The organism is Teredinibacter waterburyi (genome assembly GCF_001922985.1).
In the GTDB taxonomy this organism is placed as follows: domain Bacteria; phylum Pseudomonadota; class Gammaproteobacteria; order Pseudomonadales; family Cellvibrionaceae; genus Teredinibacter; species Teredinibacter waterburyi.
In genome coordinates, this window is the sequence record NZ_MRUH01000169.1 from 1 (window position 1) to 17,115 (window position 17,115).

The 17,115-nt window shown below is 48.6% G+C and carries 13 protein-coding genes; 4 read left to right on the plus strand and 9 right to left on the minus strand.

The annotated features are described in order from the left end of the window. The coding region (locus IDZ20_RS15495; protein ID WP_188152366.1) for an FHA domain-containing protein at positions 1–694 on the minus strand (694 nt) is incomplete at its 3' end. 240 nt (positions 695–934) lie between these two features. On the opposite strand from IDZ20_RS15495, the gene IDZ20_RS15500 reads away from it, so the two are divergent. Next, positions 935–3,511 (plus strand): efflux RND transporter permease subunit, encoded by a 2,577-nt coding sequence (locus IDZ20_RS15500; RefSeq protein ID WP_188152367.1) that lies wholly within the window; start codon positions 935–937, stop codon positions 3,509–3,511. Here IDZ20_RS15500 and IDZ20_RS15505 read toward each other — a convergent pair. From IDZ20_RS15505 to IDZ20_RS15535, 7 genes are all read right to left on the minus strand, one after another. Continuing rightward, a complete protein-coding gene (locus IDZ20_RS15505) occupies positions 3,498–3,890 on the minus strand; it encodes a VanZ family protein (protein ID WP_188152368.1) in 393 nt (130 codons plus the stop codon). The genes IDZ20_RS15500 and IDZ20_RS15505 overlap by 14 nt on opposite strands. Before the next feature lie 41 nt (positions 3,891–3,931). After that, positions 3,932–5,344, minus strand: coding sequence for an ATP-binding protein (locus IDZ20_RS15510; RefSeq protein WP_188152369.1), 1,413 nt, complete (start codon positions 5,342–5,344; stop codon positions 3,932–3,934). A 75-nt stretch (positions 5,345–5,419) separates the two neighbouring features. Beyond that, the gene (locus IDZ20_RS15515; protein WP_188152370.1) at positions 5,420–6,499 is read right to left on the minus strand and encodes a hybrid sensor histidine kinase/response regulator; all 1,080 of its coding nucleotides are present in this window, start codon (positions 6,497–6,499) and stop codon (positions 5,420–5,422) included. A gap of 18 nt (positions 6,500–6,517) precedes the next feature. Next, positions 6,518–6,934 (minus strand): response regulator, encoded by a 417-nt coding sequence (locus IDZ20_RS15520; RefSeq protein WP_188152371.1) that lies wholly within the window; start codon positions 6,932–6,934, stop codon positions 6,518–6,520. Positions 6,935–6,940: 6 nt separating this feature from the next. Then, complete coding sequence (locus IDZ20_RS15525; protein WP_188152372.1) at positions 6,941–9,121, minus strand: ATP-binding protein; 2,181 nt, start codon at positions 9,119–9,121, stop codon at positions 6,941–6,943. Between the two features lie 76 nt (positions 9,122–9,197). Further along, a complete protein-coding gene (locus IDZ20_RS15530) occupies positions 9,198–9,890 on the minus strand; it encodes a response regulator transcription factor (RefSeq protein ID WP_188152373.1) in 693 nt (230 codons plus the stop codon). A 3-nt stretch (positions 9,891–9,893) separates the two neighbouring features. Then, entirely contained in the window at positions 9,894–10,223 is a 330-nt protein-coding gene (locus IDZ20_RS15535) for a PepSY domain-containing protein (protein WP_245792364.1), read from the minus strand. A 438-nt stretch (positions 10,224–10,661) separates the two neighbouring features. On the opposite strand from IDZ20_RS15535, the gene IDZ20_RS15540 reads away from it, so the two are divergent. Next, positions 10,662–13,514 (plus strand): ExeM/NucH family extracellular endonuclease, encoded by a 2,853-nt coding sequence (locus tag IDZ20_RS15540; protein WP_188152374.1) that lies wholly within the window; start codon positions 10,662–10,664, stop codon positions 13,512–13,514. A 103-nt stretch (positions 13,515–13,617) separates the two neighbouring features. Here IDZ20_RS15540 and IDZ20_RS15545 read toward each other — a convergent pair whose 3' ends face one another. Then, a complete protein-coding gene (locus IDZ20_RS15545) occupies positions 13,618–14,283 on the minus strand; it encodes an HAD family hydrolase (protein ID WP_188152375.1) in 666 nt (221 codons plus the stop codon). A 176-nt stretch (positions 14,284–14,459) separates the two neighbouring features. Between IDZ20_RS15545 and IDZ20_RS15550 the strand changes: the two genes are divergently transcribed. Both IDZ20_RS15550 and IDZ20_RS15555 read left to right on the plus strand, forming a co-directional pair. After that, positions 14,460–15,329, plus strand: a complete 870-nt coding sequence (locus IDZ20_RS15550; RefSeq protein WP_223144991.1) for an ATP-dependent zinc protease family protein — start codon at positions 14,460–14,462, stop codon at positions 15,327–15,329. Positions 15,330–15,516: 187 nt separating this feature from the next. Further along, positions 15,517–17,055, plus strand: coding sequence for an inactive transglutaminase family protein (locus tag IDZ20_RS15555; RefSeq protein ID WP_245792365.1), 1,539 nt, complete (start codon positions 15,517–15,519; stop codon positions 17,053–17,055). Positions 17,056–17,115: the final 60 nt, after the last annotated feature.

Here is a 17,115-nt window from a genome sequence, read left to right on the forward strand (position 1 = left end):
CAACTTCAGCGCTCGCGTTGTAGTTGGACTGGGCCTCGGCAGTGGGCACCGCCTTTGGGTGTTTACTGGAGCCGTTTGGCAGTTTTATACCTGGCCCAAAAATACGGAAACTGTAAACATCCAGACGAATGCGATCACCAGCAACGACTTCCGCGCGACTGATGCGCTCGTCGTTTACAAAAGTACCGTTCGCGGACTTACAATCTTCCAGTATCAGTAGATCGCCCTGTAGGCTCAAGGTCGCATGTTCACGCGAGAGGTGGGTGCCGGGGAAAACAATATCGCACTGTTTGCCGCGGCCAATGCTTAATGTGCTGTTATTATCGAAGATTAATGGAAATTCTTGCCCTGTTAACCAACTTGAATCGGCGATAAGTGCCCAGTATTGATTGTTGTCGGTTTGCGTCTCAGCAATGGGGTCAACTATTTCAAGCTCTACCGAGCCCAAGCGAATATGATCGCCGTAGGAAATTTGTTTGCTGGTAATGCGCTGATTATTGATATAACTGCCGCTCTCAGAACCGAGATCGCGCAGATGGTAATTGTCGCCGTCGCGGAAGATCTTGGCATGATGAGGCGCAATGTCGGGCTCGTCGAGCACTAGATGATTATCGCTCGCCTGTCCAATGGCGTAGGCGCGCTCCATAATCCAAAACGGATCTTTGCGCGGATGCTTGTAACGAATTTTTAACATATTGCTATTATGAGGCTCGCAAAGTCGCCAGTATAATGCGCGGGCACCAAAATCGTAATACGACAAGTGGCTAAAAGTGTGGCATGGAGCCGAAATTCGGCAATCTTTATTGAATTTGCTGCTGCAATTAGCAAAGGCCTCATTCTAAGGTCTTAGTGTAAGGCCCGAGCAGTTAATCTTACTGCTTAGGTTTTACGGCTTACCAGATATGTATACTCTTCTAAGGACGACTACCAGATTATGTTCAGCCGACTGTTTGATTCCTACCTCTCCCTCATAACGCGTTACCCCAAAAGCACCCTTATATTTCTCGGGCTTATTACCGCAGTTTTAGCTGCGGGCTTACCCAACTTTAAGCTGGATGCCTCTGCCGATTCGCTTACCTTGGAAAACGATACCGATTTAGACTTTTTTCGAGAAGTCACCAAGGAGTTCCAAAGTGGCGATTTTCTGGTTGTAACCTTTAAGCCGAGCGGAGAGTTATTTAGCGACGAGTCACTAATATTGTTAGATCAGTTGCGCGGAGAACTAGCGGCTGTGGAAGGTGTAGTGGGGGTCAACAGCATCTTGGATGTGCCCTTGATTTACAGCCCGTTACAGTCACTAACGGAAATGGTCAAAGAGCCGCGTAACTTGCGAACTCTTGGGGTTGATTACCAGCTTGCGCGCAAAGAGTTCTTAACCAGTCCAGTGTACAAGGACTTTATCCTCAGTCCCGACGGTCAGGTCACTGCACTGCAGTTAAACCTTGCCGTAGACGAAACGTTTTTAGCCTTGGTTAAACAGCGCGATGAGCTGCGGGAACGGTATAAAACAGGCGAGTTAAGTGAGGCGCAGGCCACTGAGTTAGAACGCGTATCAGCTGAATTGCTTAGCCATCGCACGGCTGCCGATGAGCGATCACGAGCGCGCGTTGCAAAGATACGTACGATTGTTGCCAGCTATAAAGATCGCGCAGAAATATTTGTAGGCGGTTTGACAATGATTACCGCAGACATGATCAGCTTTATTAAAAGTGATCTGGTGGTGTTTGGCTCCGCCGTAGTGCTGTTCATGATCTTGGTGCTGGCAATCATTTTCCGTTCGATAAAGTTTGTTGTTATTCCTATGCTTTGCTGTGTAATGGCTGTGGTCATGATGTTGGGTTACGTAAGCTGGGTGGATTGGCGGTTAACCGTTATCTCGTCAAATTTCGTCGCTTTGCTATTAATTATTTCACTGGCGATCATTATTCATTTGGTTGTGCGTTACCGAGAGTTCGTCGAGCAGCAGCCGAACTGGACTCAGCGCGAGTTGGTCATAGCGACTGCTCAGTTTATGGCTCGCCCCTGTCTCTACACCGTGCTTACCTCGGTCGTCGCCTTTGCCTCGCTGGTAGTGAGTGATATTCGCCCGGTAATCGACTTTGGTTGGTTAATGACCGCGGGCTTACTGTTGGCATTATTTTTAGCCTTCACCATCCTGCCCGCCGCGTTGATGTTGTTTAAGCGCGATGTTATTAGTGCATCCGTAGTGACGCATGCAAATGGCGCTAGCCGCCACCCGCTAACCTATTACTTCTCTCGCTTTGTCGAGCGTCGCGGTAGTCTCGTGCTGATTGTGGCTTTAATTATCGCCTTAGCTAGCGCTTGGGGTATTACGCGGTTGCAAGTTGAAAACCGATTTATCGACTACTTCCACAAGGATACGGAAATCTATCAGGGCTTAGCTGTTATCGATTCCGACCTTGGTGGTACCACCTCAATGGATATTATTATCGATCCGCCCAAGGTAAATAAGCCGGCCGTTGCAAATAATCCAGAGGTGAAGTTTAGCGATGACGAATTTGGCGGTGACCCCTTCGCCGCTGCGGCGTCTGCAGCTGACGATGAGTTTTCCGGTGAGTTCGGTGATGACTTTGATGCAGGCTTTGGCGATGCGGGCACGAAAGCGCAGCAATCGAAAGGCAGCTACTGGATGACGGTAAGTGGTCTGCGACAAATTGAGGCGGTACATGATTATTTAGATTCACTGCCGGAAGTCGGCAAGGTGCAATCCTTGGCGATCTTGTACAAGGTTGGTAAGGATATCAACGGCAGCCTAAATGACTTCGAGCTGGCGATTATGCAGCGAGCGTTACCAGACGTGGTGAAGTCGGCTTTGGTAAGCCCTTATCTTTCTGAACAGAATGATCGCGCGCGAATTAGTTTAAGAATTCACGATGGCTACCCAGGTTTACAGCGTGCCGAATTGGTGAGGCGTATTCAAAAGCATCTTCAGGACGAGTCACTACTCGCCCCTGACAGCTACCGTTTTTCGGGCCTGTTAATACTCTATAACAACATGCTGCAAAGTTTGTTTAATTCACAGATTGTAACTTTAGGCACAGTGCTAATCGGCATTTTGATTATGTTTATGGTGCTGTTTCAGTCGATCAAACTTGCCTTTGTAGCGATTATCCCCACGGTTGTTGCGGCCAGTTCGATTTTGGGCTTTATGGGAATCTTTGGTTTACCACTCGATATGATGACTATTACGGTAGCAGCCATTACGGTTGGTATAGGTGTCGATAACACCATTCACTATGTGCATCGTTTCCGTCGGGAAATGGAACAGGATAAGGACTATATTGCGAGTATGTATCGCGCTCATGAATCTATAGGTCGCGCGATGTTCTATACATCCGTAATTATTATTTTTGGCTTCGCGATAATGGTGTTGTCGGCGTTTATTCCCACCATCTATTTTGGTTTGTTAACCGGCTTGGCGATGTTTACGGCATTGCTGGGTGCGCTGTTACTGTTACCGAAATTGCTGCTCTGGTTTAAGCCTTTTTAAATACGCTTGGCAGCAGGCGTTGTACGCCGCTGCATAATAGCCAGCCGAATAGTATTCCGGTTACATTGGTGGCGGCGTCGAATAAGTTCGGGTCGCGACCGACAATAAAACCTTGCGCAGCTTCAATGCTAAGCGAAAAGCATAGCGCCACTATGAACAGCACCTTCGGTTTTAAATAATCGTAAAAAGCAAACCACAGCGAACTAAACAATAAAATATTTCCGACAAAATGCAGTATCACCGCGGAGATGTGAAACTGCATTGCGTCTGGATTAGGGCTTAGCGCCTCGTGAATAAAAATGCCAATAGCGAGTAAACATTGGCTACGCCGAAGCAGTACTACGGGCACGCTGTGCCAAAGGTTAAGGGCTTGTATCATTGCGGGTGAATAGTCTCAGTAAATAGATAGGACGAGTTAAATTAAATGGGAATGGAGATGCAAAATTTTGCGCCGCCCAAACCGCTGTCGAGCACTTCTAACGAACCGCCATAGCTGGCAAGCATGTCTAATGTTATTGCCAAACCAATGCCTTGCCCTTGAGTACTGGTGTCCGCACGGGCGCCGCGCGTTAGTATTTCTTTCTTTTCGAGGCTGCCAATTCCCGAGCCGTTATCTTCCACGAAAATCATCAACGCGTCGCTGGTTTTGTAGGCGCTAATACCAATTGTGTTGCGGCCGTATTTAAACGCATTTTCGATAATGTTGCCGAGCATCTCAAGTGCGTCGCCTTCATCTCCGGGAAACATTAACTGTTCACTAATATCAACATCGACGGTAAATTGCTTTTCTCTATATACCTTTGTTAGTGCTGATGTTAAACGCCGAACCACCTCCTGCAGCGATACCGATGTCAGCGAAGTGTGAGTGGTTCGCAGCGTGGCGCGTTGTAATTGATGCTGAATAATGGAAGACATGCGAGAAATTTGTTCATCGATTAATCGGTCTCGCTCATGCGTTGTGGCCCTGCTGGTCGTTGCGGGATCGCTGTGCTCGCGATTGGCTAGGGTTGCGCGCATAACGGCTAGAGGTGTCTTTAAACTGTGGGCGAGATCAGCCATGGTGTTTTTGTAACGCTCGCGCTGAGCTTGTTCACTTTCGAGAAGGCTGTTTAGATTGTGAGTGACGGGCGAAATCTCGGAAGGGTAGTTTCCGTCTAGACGTTTTTTATTGCCCTGTTGGAAAATACTAAGATCTGTAGCAAGACGTTTAAGTGGGTATAGCCCCCAAAATGTAATGAGTAACTGCGCAAGAATAAGTAATAGCGCGAGGCCGCCAAGCCAAAATGCTAAAGCTTTCCGATAAGCTAAGAGTTCCGTTTCGGTCTCACTGGCGTCGTGGAAGATTACAAAGCGAAATGCCTGATCGCCAGTTTCTAGTTCCCATACAGAATCAAATCTGAGTTGGTAAAATCGGTTTTTTTCGAGCGCTACCTCGGTGAATAATTCTGGTTCATTTTGTGGTTCTAAACTCGCTAGTAGAGCTGCGTCGCTAATCGAACTTTGCGTGCGTATTTGGTTTAGCTGGCTGGGACTGGAATCACTATGCCACACGATGTTGTGGTCGGCGTCCGCTACAAAAGCGAACAACCCAGACTGTGGAGTATTGAATCGAGGCTCGGGCAGTGCTGATGGCAGTGTTAATTCGTTGCCTTGCGGTTCTGAAGCGCCGAGTAAAAGGTATAGTTGTCCTCGCAAGCTTTGTTGTTCGGCTTTCTCCAAACTAAACAGGTACGCCTTGTCCAGCGAGTAGGCGCTGAAGCCTAATAGTAGTGGTAAAACAATTAACGACAAGAGGGTAATGCGAGCCGTAAGCGAATTTAGCGACTTGGCCATAATAATAGACAACCTATTGATTGTGGCGTGGAGCGAACGGTGGCTGGCGGTTCGATGAATACTTTTGGCGTATCACTAATTTAAACTCCCTGCTTGGCTAGATAGTGTAAATATAAATCGTGTCCCCTCACCCTCAGTGCTTTGCACGTCAATTTTTCCGCCGTGGTTAGCGACTATGCGTTTCGCAGTGCTTAGGCCAAGCCCCGATCCCTTGTATTCTTTTTCTGTATGTAAACGCTGAAAGGGTAAAAATATTTTTTGTAAGTATTCTTGGTCAATACCAATGCCGTTGTCACTGATGGTGATTTGGAAAGCATCGTCGATTTCTTCACAGTCGATATCAATTCGTGGATTGTTGTTGTTGTACTTTACGCCATTTTCAATAATGTTCTGAAATAAGATGAACAGCTGGGCGCGATCGCCGTACACGGTTGGTAGAGTCCCGCTGTGAACAGTAACGGTTTTGCTGTTATCGAACTGTAACTGCTTTACGACATCAGTGCTGAGCTGATTGAGATCGACGCTACTTTTAGTAGCGGTGGTCATATCTGCGCGCAGGTGTTCGTATAGTCCGTCTATCAATTGTTCGATAACAATATGCTTAGCGTCGATTAGCCTAAAGATATTAAGTTCGGATTCGTTAAGCTCTAGGTGATCAGTCAGTTCGGATTTTAATAATTCTATTAGATGTTTTAGATTTCTTAACGGGCTTTTAAAGTCGTGGGATAGGCTTCTACAAAATGCTTCTAGGTCGTCGTTCTTTACTTCCATTTGCACTTGGTTTTTTTTGCGTTCAATAGCGTAGGTGCAGACGCGGTTCAGAAATGCCGGTGTTAGTTCATCTTTAGGTAGATAATCCTGCATACCTTTGTGAATTAAACTGCGCGCAAGGTCTTCATCACCGAGCGAGGTTAGCACCACAATTGGTGTGTCGGTTATTAGCGCTTCAAGTTTAGATATGGTGTCAGCGATAGGTGAATCGGGTAACTGTAAGTCGCATAACGCAATATCAAAGTGGTGTTTTTGAAGGTTAGTTATTCCGTCGTGTAATAGTGTTGAGTGGGTGATAGTGTAGCCTGTTTCAAAACCTTGCTGACACAGGTCTTGAATTAGTTCAGCGTGATCGAGGTTGTCCTCTACGAGAAGTATATTCATGATTGGGTTCTGATTTCCTTACCAGGGGGAGAGTGATAGCGAACACAAGTAGGATGCCATTGTTGTCGAATCAATTGGTTTGGTTATGAATTGTGTGGCTCCTAGCGCTAAACAGACCCGCTTTTCATAGTCGGTGCAGGACGTCGTTAGTATCATCACCGGAACATGTTGTAATGAAGGGCTAGATTTTAATTTTTTTAAAGTATTAACGCCATTCAGTCTCGGCATTTTCAAGTCCAACAGAATTAAGTCGGGGAGATCTTGCGGGTCGGCATCGCTTAATTTTTCGAGTAAGGCCGCGCCGTCAATTAAGTGGGTGATTTTGTGTTGGGGGCTGCAATCGTATAACGCATCGGCAATAAGTTCGGCGTGATCGAGGTTGTCTTCGGCGATCATTATTGAGAGGCTGTCTGTAGGCTTTAGATTGGTTTGCATGGGCTATTAGTCTGTTTCGTTAGCGTTGATACTGCCGAGTTTTTTAGTTGTGGCCTCAGGGAAATATAAGGTAAAAACACTTCCCTCGTCTAGTTTTGAGGATAGGGTTACCTTCCCTTGGTGTTTATCCATAATGGTTTTAACAATGGCTAGACCTACTCCGGAGCCACCGCTGTGCTCTAGTTTTTCAAATAATTTAAAGATTGTTTCGTGATTCTGTTTGTCGATTCCCTTGCCGTTGTCTTGCACCTGAATACAGGTGTAACCCTGGGTAAGCTGGTAGCTGATATTGATGATCGGTTGGCGATCATCTGCACGGTAATGAATGGCGTTGCTAATGAGGTTTTGTAAGCATTGTTGTAGTAGGGTTTCATTGCTGTGAACCGAGCAGGTGCCATTGGTCAATTGAATCTTAGCAGCGCTCATATTTATATCGCTTTCGATGGATCGCAACACCTTGTTAACGCTGCTTTGCAAATCACATTTGGCGTATTGAATATCGCTGCGGGCTATTCTAGATAGTCGCAGAAGCTCCTCCAGCAACTTATTCATCTGATCGACATTAGAGATTATTCGATTCAGCCGGTGGCGACTCTTTTCGCTCACGTTATCTTTTTCTTCTTCCTCTAAGCGTAATGAAAACCCCTTAATCGTAACGAGCGGCGCTTTTAAATCGTGCGAAATAGTGTAGATAAACTGTTCTAACTCGCGGTTTTTTGAGGTTAGCTGTTTGTTAAGATTTAACATGGCTTTGTGCAGTCGTTGCTGATCGCTAATATCACGAACAATTGCGGCAACGCCGGCGAGATTATCGTTGCCTAGTAATATGGGGGATAGGGTCACCGAGATAAAAGGAGCGTTGTCGTTAATGCGGCGTGCGTTTATTTCAAATTGTGGTTTTGTATGTTCTGTTAACACTGACTTGAAGTATTGCATTGCCGTAGGCTGGTAGCTGTCCTCAAATATTGTTGTTAATAGTGGCTTGCCGAGCGCATAGGTTTTGTCTTGCCCGAACAGTTTTTCAGCATGGGGGTTCCAGTCGGTAATTGTGCCGTCTCGATCGGTCGTGATAATTGCATCGCCAGAACCTTGGATCAGCGCCTGTAGGTCGCCTTTCAGGCGTTGTTCAATAAGTGTTTTATTACTTAAAAGCCAGCTTAGGGTAAGTAATAGGAAGCAGACAATATAAGAGATGATTGCAATTGACGCCGCCGATAGCTGGCGGTTAAATATTGTTGAGTTTATATCGGCGATATCTTTGGTAGTGACAAGATGAAAAAATCGTTGTTGAGTTCCGCTGCCGGATGGGATTTTATTCATCGCAAACAAAAAGTGTTGTTTCGTTTTGGCGTCGATAAAAATATGATTACTGGTTGGTGTGCTGTTTTCGTTGCTGCTAGGTTGCCAGCGAGAAATATCGCCGTACTCGAATTTAAACGGCAGTTTTGGGTCTGGATGAATAAGATATCGACCAGCTTGATCGCTAAGAATGAGCGAGGTACTTTTTTCTAAATTTGAGTTCAGGCTGTCGAGTAACGCTTTTGCGTTGAAGTTAATAATAATAATTCCGAAGGGTTGTCGTTCGCTCTCATAAATGGCAGTTGCGACTCGGTAAGTTGGCCATGGTGGTTGCTCGATTTCGCCGAACTCTCGATTAAGATTAATATCAGAAACGTATACTTGCTGTTCGCCTAGCGCTAGGGTTTCGCGTATATAGGGGCGGCTCCCTTTTTCTTGTAGTTCCGCCGCGGGTACTATCACAATATTGGCGGCCTCGCGTTGCACGCGTATCAGCTCGAGACCGTCATTGGCAGCGGCTATATATCGAATTTGAGCGATGGCGGGGTTGGCGAGCAGGTAGGCCTTGAAGATAACTTGGAGTCGCTCCAGCCATTGGGCCCTGCTTGTCCCGTCGTAGGGGTCGACGCCGTTGTTTTTAGTTGCTCTTACAATGCCCTGTATCGGGGGGGTCGCCGCTAAAAAGCGCACGTGATGTTCGCTGGAGCTGAGTTCGCGTTTTAATATATCGCTACGCAACTGCGCTTGGTTGGCGAGCAGTGAATTGTTTTCCGCGTAGACATTTTTTTCGATTTGCCAATTTAACGCCAATTGTGCCGCGCCAACGCCAATTGTAAGCGCGAGCAGCAATATAAAATAAGCGCGTTTACTTATGAAGAATGTTGGCATTATCGACTTCGCTCCTTGCGAAAGGCCGGTTAGTGAGTGGCACTTGTGTTACCAATCCCGCATTAAAGATTGTGCGTTAGCTGGGTAGTGTTTCATTGACCGTAAGGGCAAACCTATAGCCCAGCCCGCGCACTGTGCGAATTGGACTAAGGCTCCCGTCTGGGTCTAGCTTTTTGCGCAGCCTGCCGATAAAAACTTCAATGACATTGCTGTCGCGTTCATAGTCCTGATTGTAGAGGTGTTCGGTAAGGACAGTTTTGGATATAGCCTCGCCGGCATGGAGTACGAGGTACTCCAAGGTGTTGTACTCAAAGCTAGTTAACTCTACTTCCGTATCGTTTAGTGATACCCGCTTGCTACTGGTATCAATTGCGATTGGTCCGAATCGTAGTTGTGGCGTTGAGTGACCGGCCGAGCGTCGAATGAGGGCGTTTACGCGCGCGCGCAGTTCTTCGCTGTGAAAAGGTTTGACTAGATAGTCGTCGGCACCCGCTTCGAGGCCGTTGACCTTATCTTGCCAGTGTCCGCGTGCGGTAAGGACGAGCACCGGATATTTTCGATTGGCGGCTCTCAGCCGTTTAATCACTTCGATACCGTCAATGCCGGGTAGGCCGATATCGATAATCGCAAGATCATAATCGAATTCGGTTGCGTAATAACTGCCCTCTATACCGTCGGCGGCACTGTCGAGAACAAATTTTTGAGCGCTAAAAAAATCGATTAGTTGCTGGCGAATGGCGGTTTCATCTTCAACGATTAATAGTTTCACGGCTTAACCTCCTGCAGATCTAGCCGACGCCGCCGGTATTTTTACAATCTTCACCTTGCCCGATTGCTGTAAAAGCTTAACCCGATAAACACCACCAGCTTCGCTCACATTAAGCACCTTGCCGCCATACTTTTGTTGTGCAATGGCTGCTGCGCGCGCTTTGCTTGTAGCGCCACTATCGTTTTGCGCTAGCTGCATCACGGCTTGTGAGGCGGCAGCGGTTACAGGTGCAACGACACTTATGCCCACAAAGGCAAGGCAAATGAATAGGGGGAGGTGTGCAAATGTTTTTAAATTCATGGTCATAATCAATTCGCAGTTTGAGTTCGCCATTCTAATCGGAACCGGACGCTTGCGGTATCGGTTAACCTTCCCCGGCATTGCAAGGTGTGTGGCCCCTTTGTCAGTTGGTGTTCTGAGGGTTTAGATACTGAGCGTTCGCGGCAATATCGAACTTAGTGTGTGTTGATGCGCTAAAGAATACAACGGCTTGGCTGAACGGCATCTGAATTATAGCTTTAATGCAGTGGTTGAGCCGGAATTAGGATTAAGCCATTACGGCGAACTAGCTTAGTAAACACTGGGAGTATGCTGCCTATCGCGATTTAATGACATCTAGATGAATTATTTAGGTGACTTTTATGTCGCTTTTTTTAAATTTGATGGCATTAACGAGAACGTCTTATTAGTGTCAAACTCTATCCCTAGGCTCTCGCCACAGGAGTTGTTCTCAGTCCGAATGGCGATAATTAGATAATTGGAGAGCCTTAGATGTTCAAATTACTGTCTGCGCGCTACCTGCTGGCCGCGTTATGCACAACCGTCACACCCTTCAGCCTGTTAGCTGCAGCGCAGGCGGATATTAGTATTAGCGAGATTCACTACGATAACGATGGCACTGATACCGGCGAGGCTATAGAGCTAAGTGGGCCAGTCGGCGCAGAACTAAGCGGTTGGAGCTTGGTGCTCTATAACGGCTCTGCTAGCCAGCGTGCGCCCTACAATACCTTTGCGATAAGTGGTGAACTCAGCGCGGTTGAGGGCTGTGAGCGTGGCTATTTTACACTTAGCTTGCCTGCGAACGGTTTGCAAAATGGCGCGCCAGACGGTATTGCATTACTGGACGACAGTGCAAATGTAGTTCAGTTTTTAAGTTATGAGGGTGCCTTTGAGGCGCTGGATGGCCCCGCTGTTGGTTTGCTGAGTGAAGACATTGGTGTGTCGGAAAGCAGTACTACGCCGGTTGGCTATTCATTGCAGTTTGATTATTTAAATCAGGTTTGGCTGCCGCCGGCTGAAAGTAATTTTGGTCGTTGTGAGGCTGGTGTCATTCTTGAGCCGACACCAACTCTGACACCCAGGCCCAGTACCGAGCCAAGTCCAGAGCCAGCACCTGAACGGGTAAAGATTCATCAGATCCAAGGCGCTGGCGCGGAAGTAACACGCAGCGATGAAGTGATTGTTGAGGCGATTGTGGTTGGCGTCTACCAAGGTAGCGATCAATTGCGCGGCTTCTTTATTCAGGAGGAGGATGCCGATAGCGATAGCAATGCTCAGACCTCCGAAGGTATTTTCGTGTACTGCGGCAGTTGCACGGTCGCGGTCAGTGTTGGCGATCAGGTTCGTGTTACTGGTGCGGCGTCGGACTACTACGGCATGAGCCAATTGAATCCGGCCAGCGCGGATGCGGTTGTGATTCTCAGTTCCAACAATCCACTACCTAGTCCGGCGCAAATTAGCTTGCCGGTGGCGGTAACCTCCCAGAGCTTAGATCAGGCTCAAGCAGAAATTGATTCCTTCTACGAAGCTTATGAAGGTATGTTGGTTAGCATAAGCAGTGAGCTGTTTGCGACTGAGTACTACCAGTTGGGTCGCTACGGCGAAGTCGTTTTGGCCGCGGGTGACCGTTTTCGTCAGTTTACCGATGTGGCGGAGCCAGATGCCGACGCTTGGATCGCGCATCAAATTCAGATGGCGACGGCGAGAATAGTACTCGATGACGGCAGTAGCACTCAGAATCCGATACAGGTCCTCAACCCTTTGCCAGGGTTGAGCGGTGAGAACGGCCTGCGCGGTGGGGCTTCGGTGGTTGGTCTTACCGGGCCTTTGCATTACGCCTACGATAAGTGGCGTATTCAGCCGGTCCCAGGTGTGTACGACTACCGTTTTAATGACAACAACCCTCGTACAGAAGCGCCATTGCAAGGTTTGGGGAACTTGCGCATTGCCAGTTTTAATGTACTGAACTATTTCACCACCTTGGATGATGGTGTTGCGCAATGCGGGCCAGAGGCCAATATGGATTGTCGCGGCGCGAATTCAGTTGCTGAGTTGCAGCGTCAGCAGGATAAGATTGTTGCGGCACTGTGTGCGTTAGATGCGGATGTTGTCGGTCTGATGGAACTGGAAAACCCTGCTTTGGGCGCCGAAGTAACGCCGGTAGAGACCTTAGTTGATGCGCTTAACCGCGGTTGTACAACATCTAGTTCCGATGCTTACCAAGCGCTGGTCACCGGTAGCCTTGGCAGCGATGCGATCAGCGTCGGGATTATCTATCGCCCAACGACGGTTGCCAAAATAGGGACTACTGCTGTTCTCGATGACTTAGAATTTACTGACCCTCTGTCTAGTGGCGAAGCTAAAAATCGTGCGGCGTTGGCGCAAAGTTTTCAACATCTAGCGAGCGGGGAAAACTTTACTGTGGCAGTAAACCATCTTAAGTCTAAGGGTTCTTCCTGCGGCACTGGAGATGATGATGTGAGCACGGGTCAAGGGAATTGTAACTCTACACGTACCGCCGCTGCCGAGCGTGAAGTGGCGTGGCTGGCCAGTCATCCAACCGCTATCGATACACCTTATCAATTGGTTATTGGCGATCTAAACGCCTACCGTAAAGAAGCCCCAATTAACGCCTTCAAGAACGCGGGTTACCGGGATTTAATTGATCAGTTTATCGGTGCCGAAGCCTACGGTTATGTGTTCGATGGTCAGCTCGGCTATCTCGATCACGCGCTGGCGAGCGAGGCCTTGGCGGGGCGTGTGGTCGCGGTTGCCGACTGGCATATCAATGCTGATGAGATCAATTTACTCGACTACAACAGCGAATATAAGCCGGATAATTATCTTTCAGATCCTGCTAGCTCTACCGATCTCTATAAGGCCGATGCTTATCGTTCGTCTGATCACGACCCTGTCATTATTGCGCTAGATTTTTCTGCGGTCGTTGGCGTACCTAGCTGCATGGGCCGTGAGGCCACTATTTATGTAGAGGCAGAAAATGGTCATATTGTAGGTGGTCCGCTGAACGGACAGCTATACCGTGGCACCTTGATCGGCAGCCAGCATGACGATGTTATGGTTGGCACTCCCGCTAGGGATCTGATTGTTAGCCTCGCTGGCGATGATTTAGTTTGTGCCGGTGCGGGCAGGGATGTGCTGTTGGGTGGTAATGGACGTGATCAACTCAATGGCGGCGACGGACGTGATCGTTTGTTCGGTGGTCGTGGGAAGGATATTTGCGTAGCGGGGGAGCAGTTATTTGGATGTGAAGCTGATGTTTGGCCGGATAGGCATGAGAAACCGCGTCATTCGCAGCCTAGCAAACATAGCAAGGGTGAATCCTAACGGTTATAAATACCCAGTCGACGGATAATGGCCAGCTGGGTCTGCGCCGACTGGGTATCGCCCATTCTGGTCTAAATTGCTTCACCAAAGGGCCGCTGCGAGTTTAGTCGTAGGGCCCTTTTTTTGTGAGGGCTATAACCACCGCTTCACGTAAGCTACTTGCGGAGTATGTGGCGCGAGAAAGATCTTGCAGCGCAGAAAAGTCATTTGCGATCACGATGACTTCCATGCCTGCGGCGAGCGCTGATTCGACGCCGGTGCGACTGTCTTCAATCGCGATGCAATCTTTGGCTTTGAGTTTAAGCATTTGCGCGCACTGCAAATAGACATCGGGCGCTGGTTTGCCGGATTTGACGTCATCGCGAGTCGAGATTGCGCCGAAATAGGATCGCAATTGATGGCTGTCGAGCGAGGAATCAATCTCTACGCGGCCTGCGCCAGTGGCGATTCCCATTTTCATGCCGGCGGAGTAGCTTAGCGCTACTGCTTCATGAGTGTCGGGGTAGAGCGGAAAGGCGGTATTATCCAGATGGGCGCGGGCAGCGGCTAATTTGGTGGCGGTTAGCTCGGCGGCGGATATCGCAAGATCAAAGTCCTTTACCATGCGTTCGGCATTTTTATCTGTAGGTACACCGGCGTGATGGCGAATATAATCATCGCGATTGAGTTCTGTGGAATAAGAGCGTAAAACATCGCGCCAGATCTCAAAGTGAACGCGTTCTGAGTCGACTAGCGTGCCATCGTGGTCAAATATAATGCCCTTAATCACAGGTAACTCCTTCCGCGTGTGGTTTTACTCATTAATTGTTAACTAGCTTGGTATCATAGCGCGCCTTAAGCCGCGCCATTATTAGGGATGCCGCACCTAAGTGATATGTAAATTAACGGCAGAGTTGAAGCAGAATTAACGTTATTAAACCGAAGGGTAACAGAACGGACGGGAATATGGGGTCAAGGTTCGATTGGGGTGGTAGTACAGAGGTGTACAGATATTTTTGTTTGAAGGTTGTGTTGATTTGTGGGTTGCTGGTGGCCAGTGGCTGTACTTTTAGCAACCAAAAAAATACCGATGCGGCGCTACAGGAAAAAGCCGAGCAGTTAGCTCGTCACAGCGATCTTTTGCTCGAACAGGCCGAGCAGCTAGACTCTCTACAGTTTTCCCAGCAAGCGCTCACGGAGCAGTTAGAGTTAATGCAGCTTCAAATTCAAGATGTCCATGAAGTGGTTACAGGCGAATCAGCACCGGTAACGGCTAGCGTGCCAGTGGGCTCGCCAGCGGCAATTCCCGTTGACAATACTAGTGATGTGCAGCCTAAAACAACCGACAAATTGGTTTTAGGGCGGGTTGAATGGGTGTGGTTACCTGTCGCTCAGCAACGCTACAAGGCCCGCATAGATACGGGCGCGGCGACTTCGTCGATTAGCGCGGTTGATGTGCAGAGGTTCGAGCGTGACGGCAAGCGCTGGGTGCGTTTTACGGTGCCAGGCGAAGGCGGTAGTCAAGCCTTCGAAACACCTTTACTGCACCATAAAAAAATTCGCCAGGCATCGCTCGAAGAGTTGGAGCGGCGCCCAGTTGTTGAGTTGTTGGTACAGGTTGGCGACAAGGTTGAGGGCGTCGAGTTTACCCTTACTGATCGCAATAAAATGCTTTATCCGGTACTGCTCGGCCGTAATTTTTTACAGGACTTTGCCATGGTAGATGTTTCGCTTAAATTTACGCAGTCGCGTAAGCTGCGCGATTCGCTAGCCGAGAAGGCGCAGACCACAGCGCAAAAGAAAGCACCGCAAAAAGCAGCACAAGAACCCAAGTAGCTGAATTTTCAAGTTCTTGGGTTTTCGGTTTCGGGCTTTTTCAAATTGGAATTTACTCAAATGAGGGCGTAGCCGGCAGGCTTTTCAGTGTCGCGCCCAAGTTTCCAGCGGCGCTTACTAAGTCAAAATTGCCAAGCTAATTCTTAATTCTATTCAACCGTCTATTACATCCAAAACAGGTTCAGCTGTGAGATTGTCCAAATCAAGAGCGCCCTTTTATACCTTCGTTGCCTTATTGTTAATAGCGGGTTTTGGACTCGCAGCCTACCGTCACATTGCCTTTGATGTACCTTGGCTGCCGGGTGAGAAACGTCAAATCTGGTCAATTGAGGCGAAAATTGAATACTTGGCAAAGGGCGAGCCGGTAAAGCTTTCGCTTGCAATCCCCGATACCCAAATGGGCTTCGAGCGTTTGGGGGAGCACACCGCCAGCCCTGGCTATGGGTTGGCCTTTACCGATGCCGCCGCAGATGGTTCCAGCGGTCGACGAGCGGAGTGGTCGGCGCGTTCGGTGTGGGGTAAGCAAACACTTTATTACCGTGTCGATATGTTGGTCGACCCAAATCAGCGCGTGGACCTGTCATCACCTTCTATCGCCCCGCCTAAGATGCTGCAGGGCGATGGCCCGCAAGTTACCGCCGCTTTGCAATTACTTGAAAACGCGCTCGCTCGCTCGGCCGATAACTTCACGCTCACCCGTGAGTTGATTCGCGAGTTCCGTACCGAGGCTCAAAGTGCCCAGCTGTTAGGGCAGGCCCAAACCCGCATCGATTGGCTGGTCGATTTGTTGCACCATGCGGGAGTGCCAGCGCGCAAGGTGCTGCTGCTGAACCTCGAAGATGGCCGTCGCCGGCAGTCGCTAGCGCCGGTATTGCAAGTGTTTGAAGGGGATGGCTATCAACTATTTGATCCTGCGACTGGCAAGCAGGGTCGCAAACCAAATCAAATATTGTGGGAATATCACTCCGCCGCCTTGCTGGATTTAATTGGCGGCAATCAATCGACGGTACATTTTTCGGTTATCGAACAAGAGGTTCCGGTAAATCAGGTGATCGAACGTGAAAGTGTGCGCCGTAGCAGCCTGCTGGATTTTTCAATTCACAGCCTGCCCTTGGAAGAACAAGCACTGTTTAAGGGTATTTTGTTAATTCCCGTCGGTGTGCTCGTGGTTGTTATGCTGCGAATCCTCGTCGGCTTGCGTACCTCTGGCACCTTTATGCCGGTGCTTATTGCCATGGCATTTATTCAAACTAGCCTGTTGACGGGCGTAGTCGGCTTTCTGCTTATTGTGGGGGTAGGGCTGATGATTCGCAGCTACCTTTCGCAGTTAAACCTGCTGCTTATCGCACGTATATCGGCAGTGATTATTTCGGTGATTGTATTGATCGCTGTGTTTGCAGTACTGGCTTATCAGCTGGGCTTGAGTGAAGGATTAAAAATCACCTTCTTCCCGATGATTATTCTTAGCTGGACTATAGAGCGCATGTCAATCCTGTGGGAAGAGGAAGGCCCAAAACAGGTGTTGGTACAGGGCGGCGGTTCTCTCGTAGTAGCCATGCTGGCTTATGTGGTGATGACCAACGACATAGTGCGTCACCTCACCTTTAACTTTTTGAGCTTGCAGCTGATCTTTATGGCGTTGGTATTAATGCTGGGCAGCTACAAAGGTTACCGTCTTTCCGAGATTCGTCGTTTCAAAGAGTTGTTGCCGAAGGATGGAAACTAGAGATGTTAGCTAGCAAAGCTTGCGGCCGGTGCTGGCTGGCGATGGCGAAAGGGGCTTAAG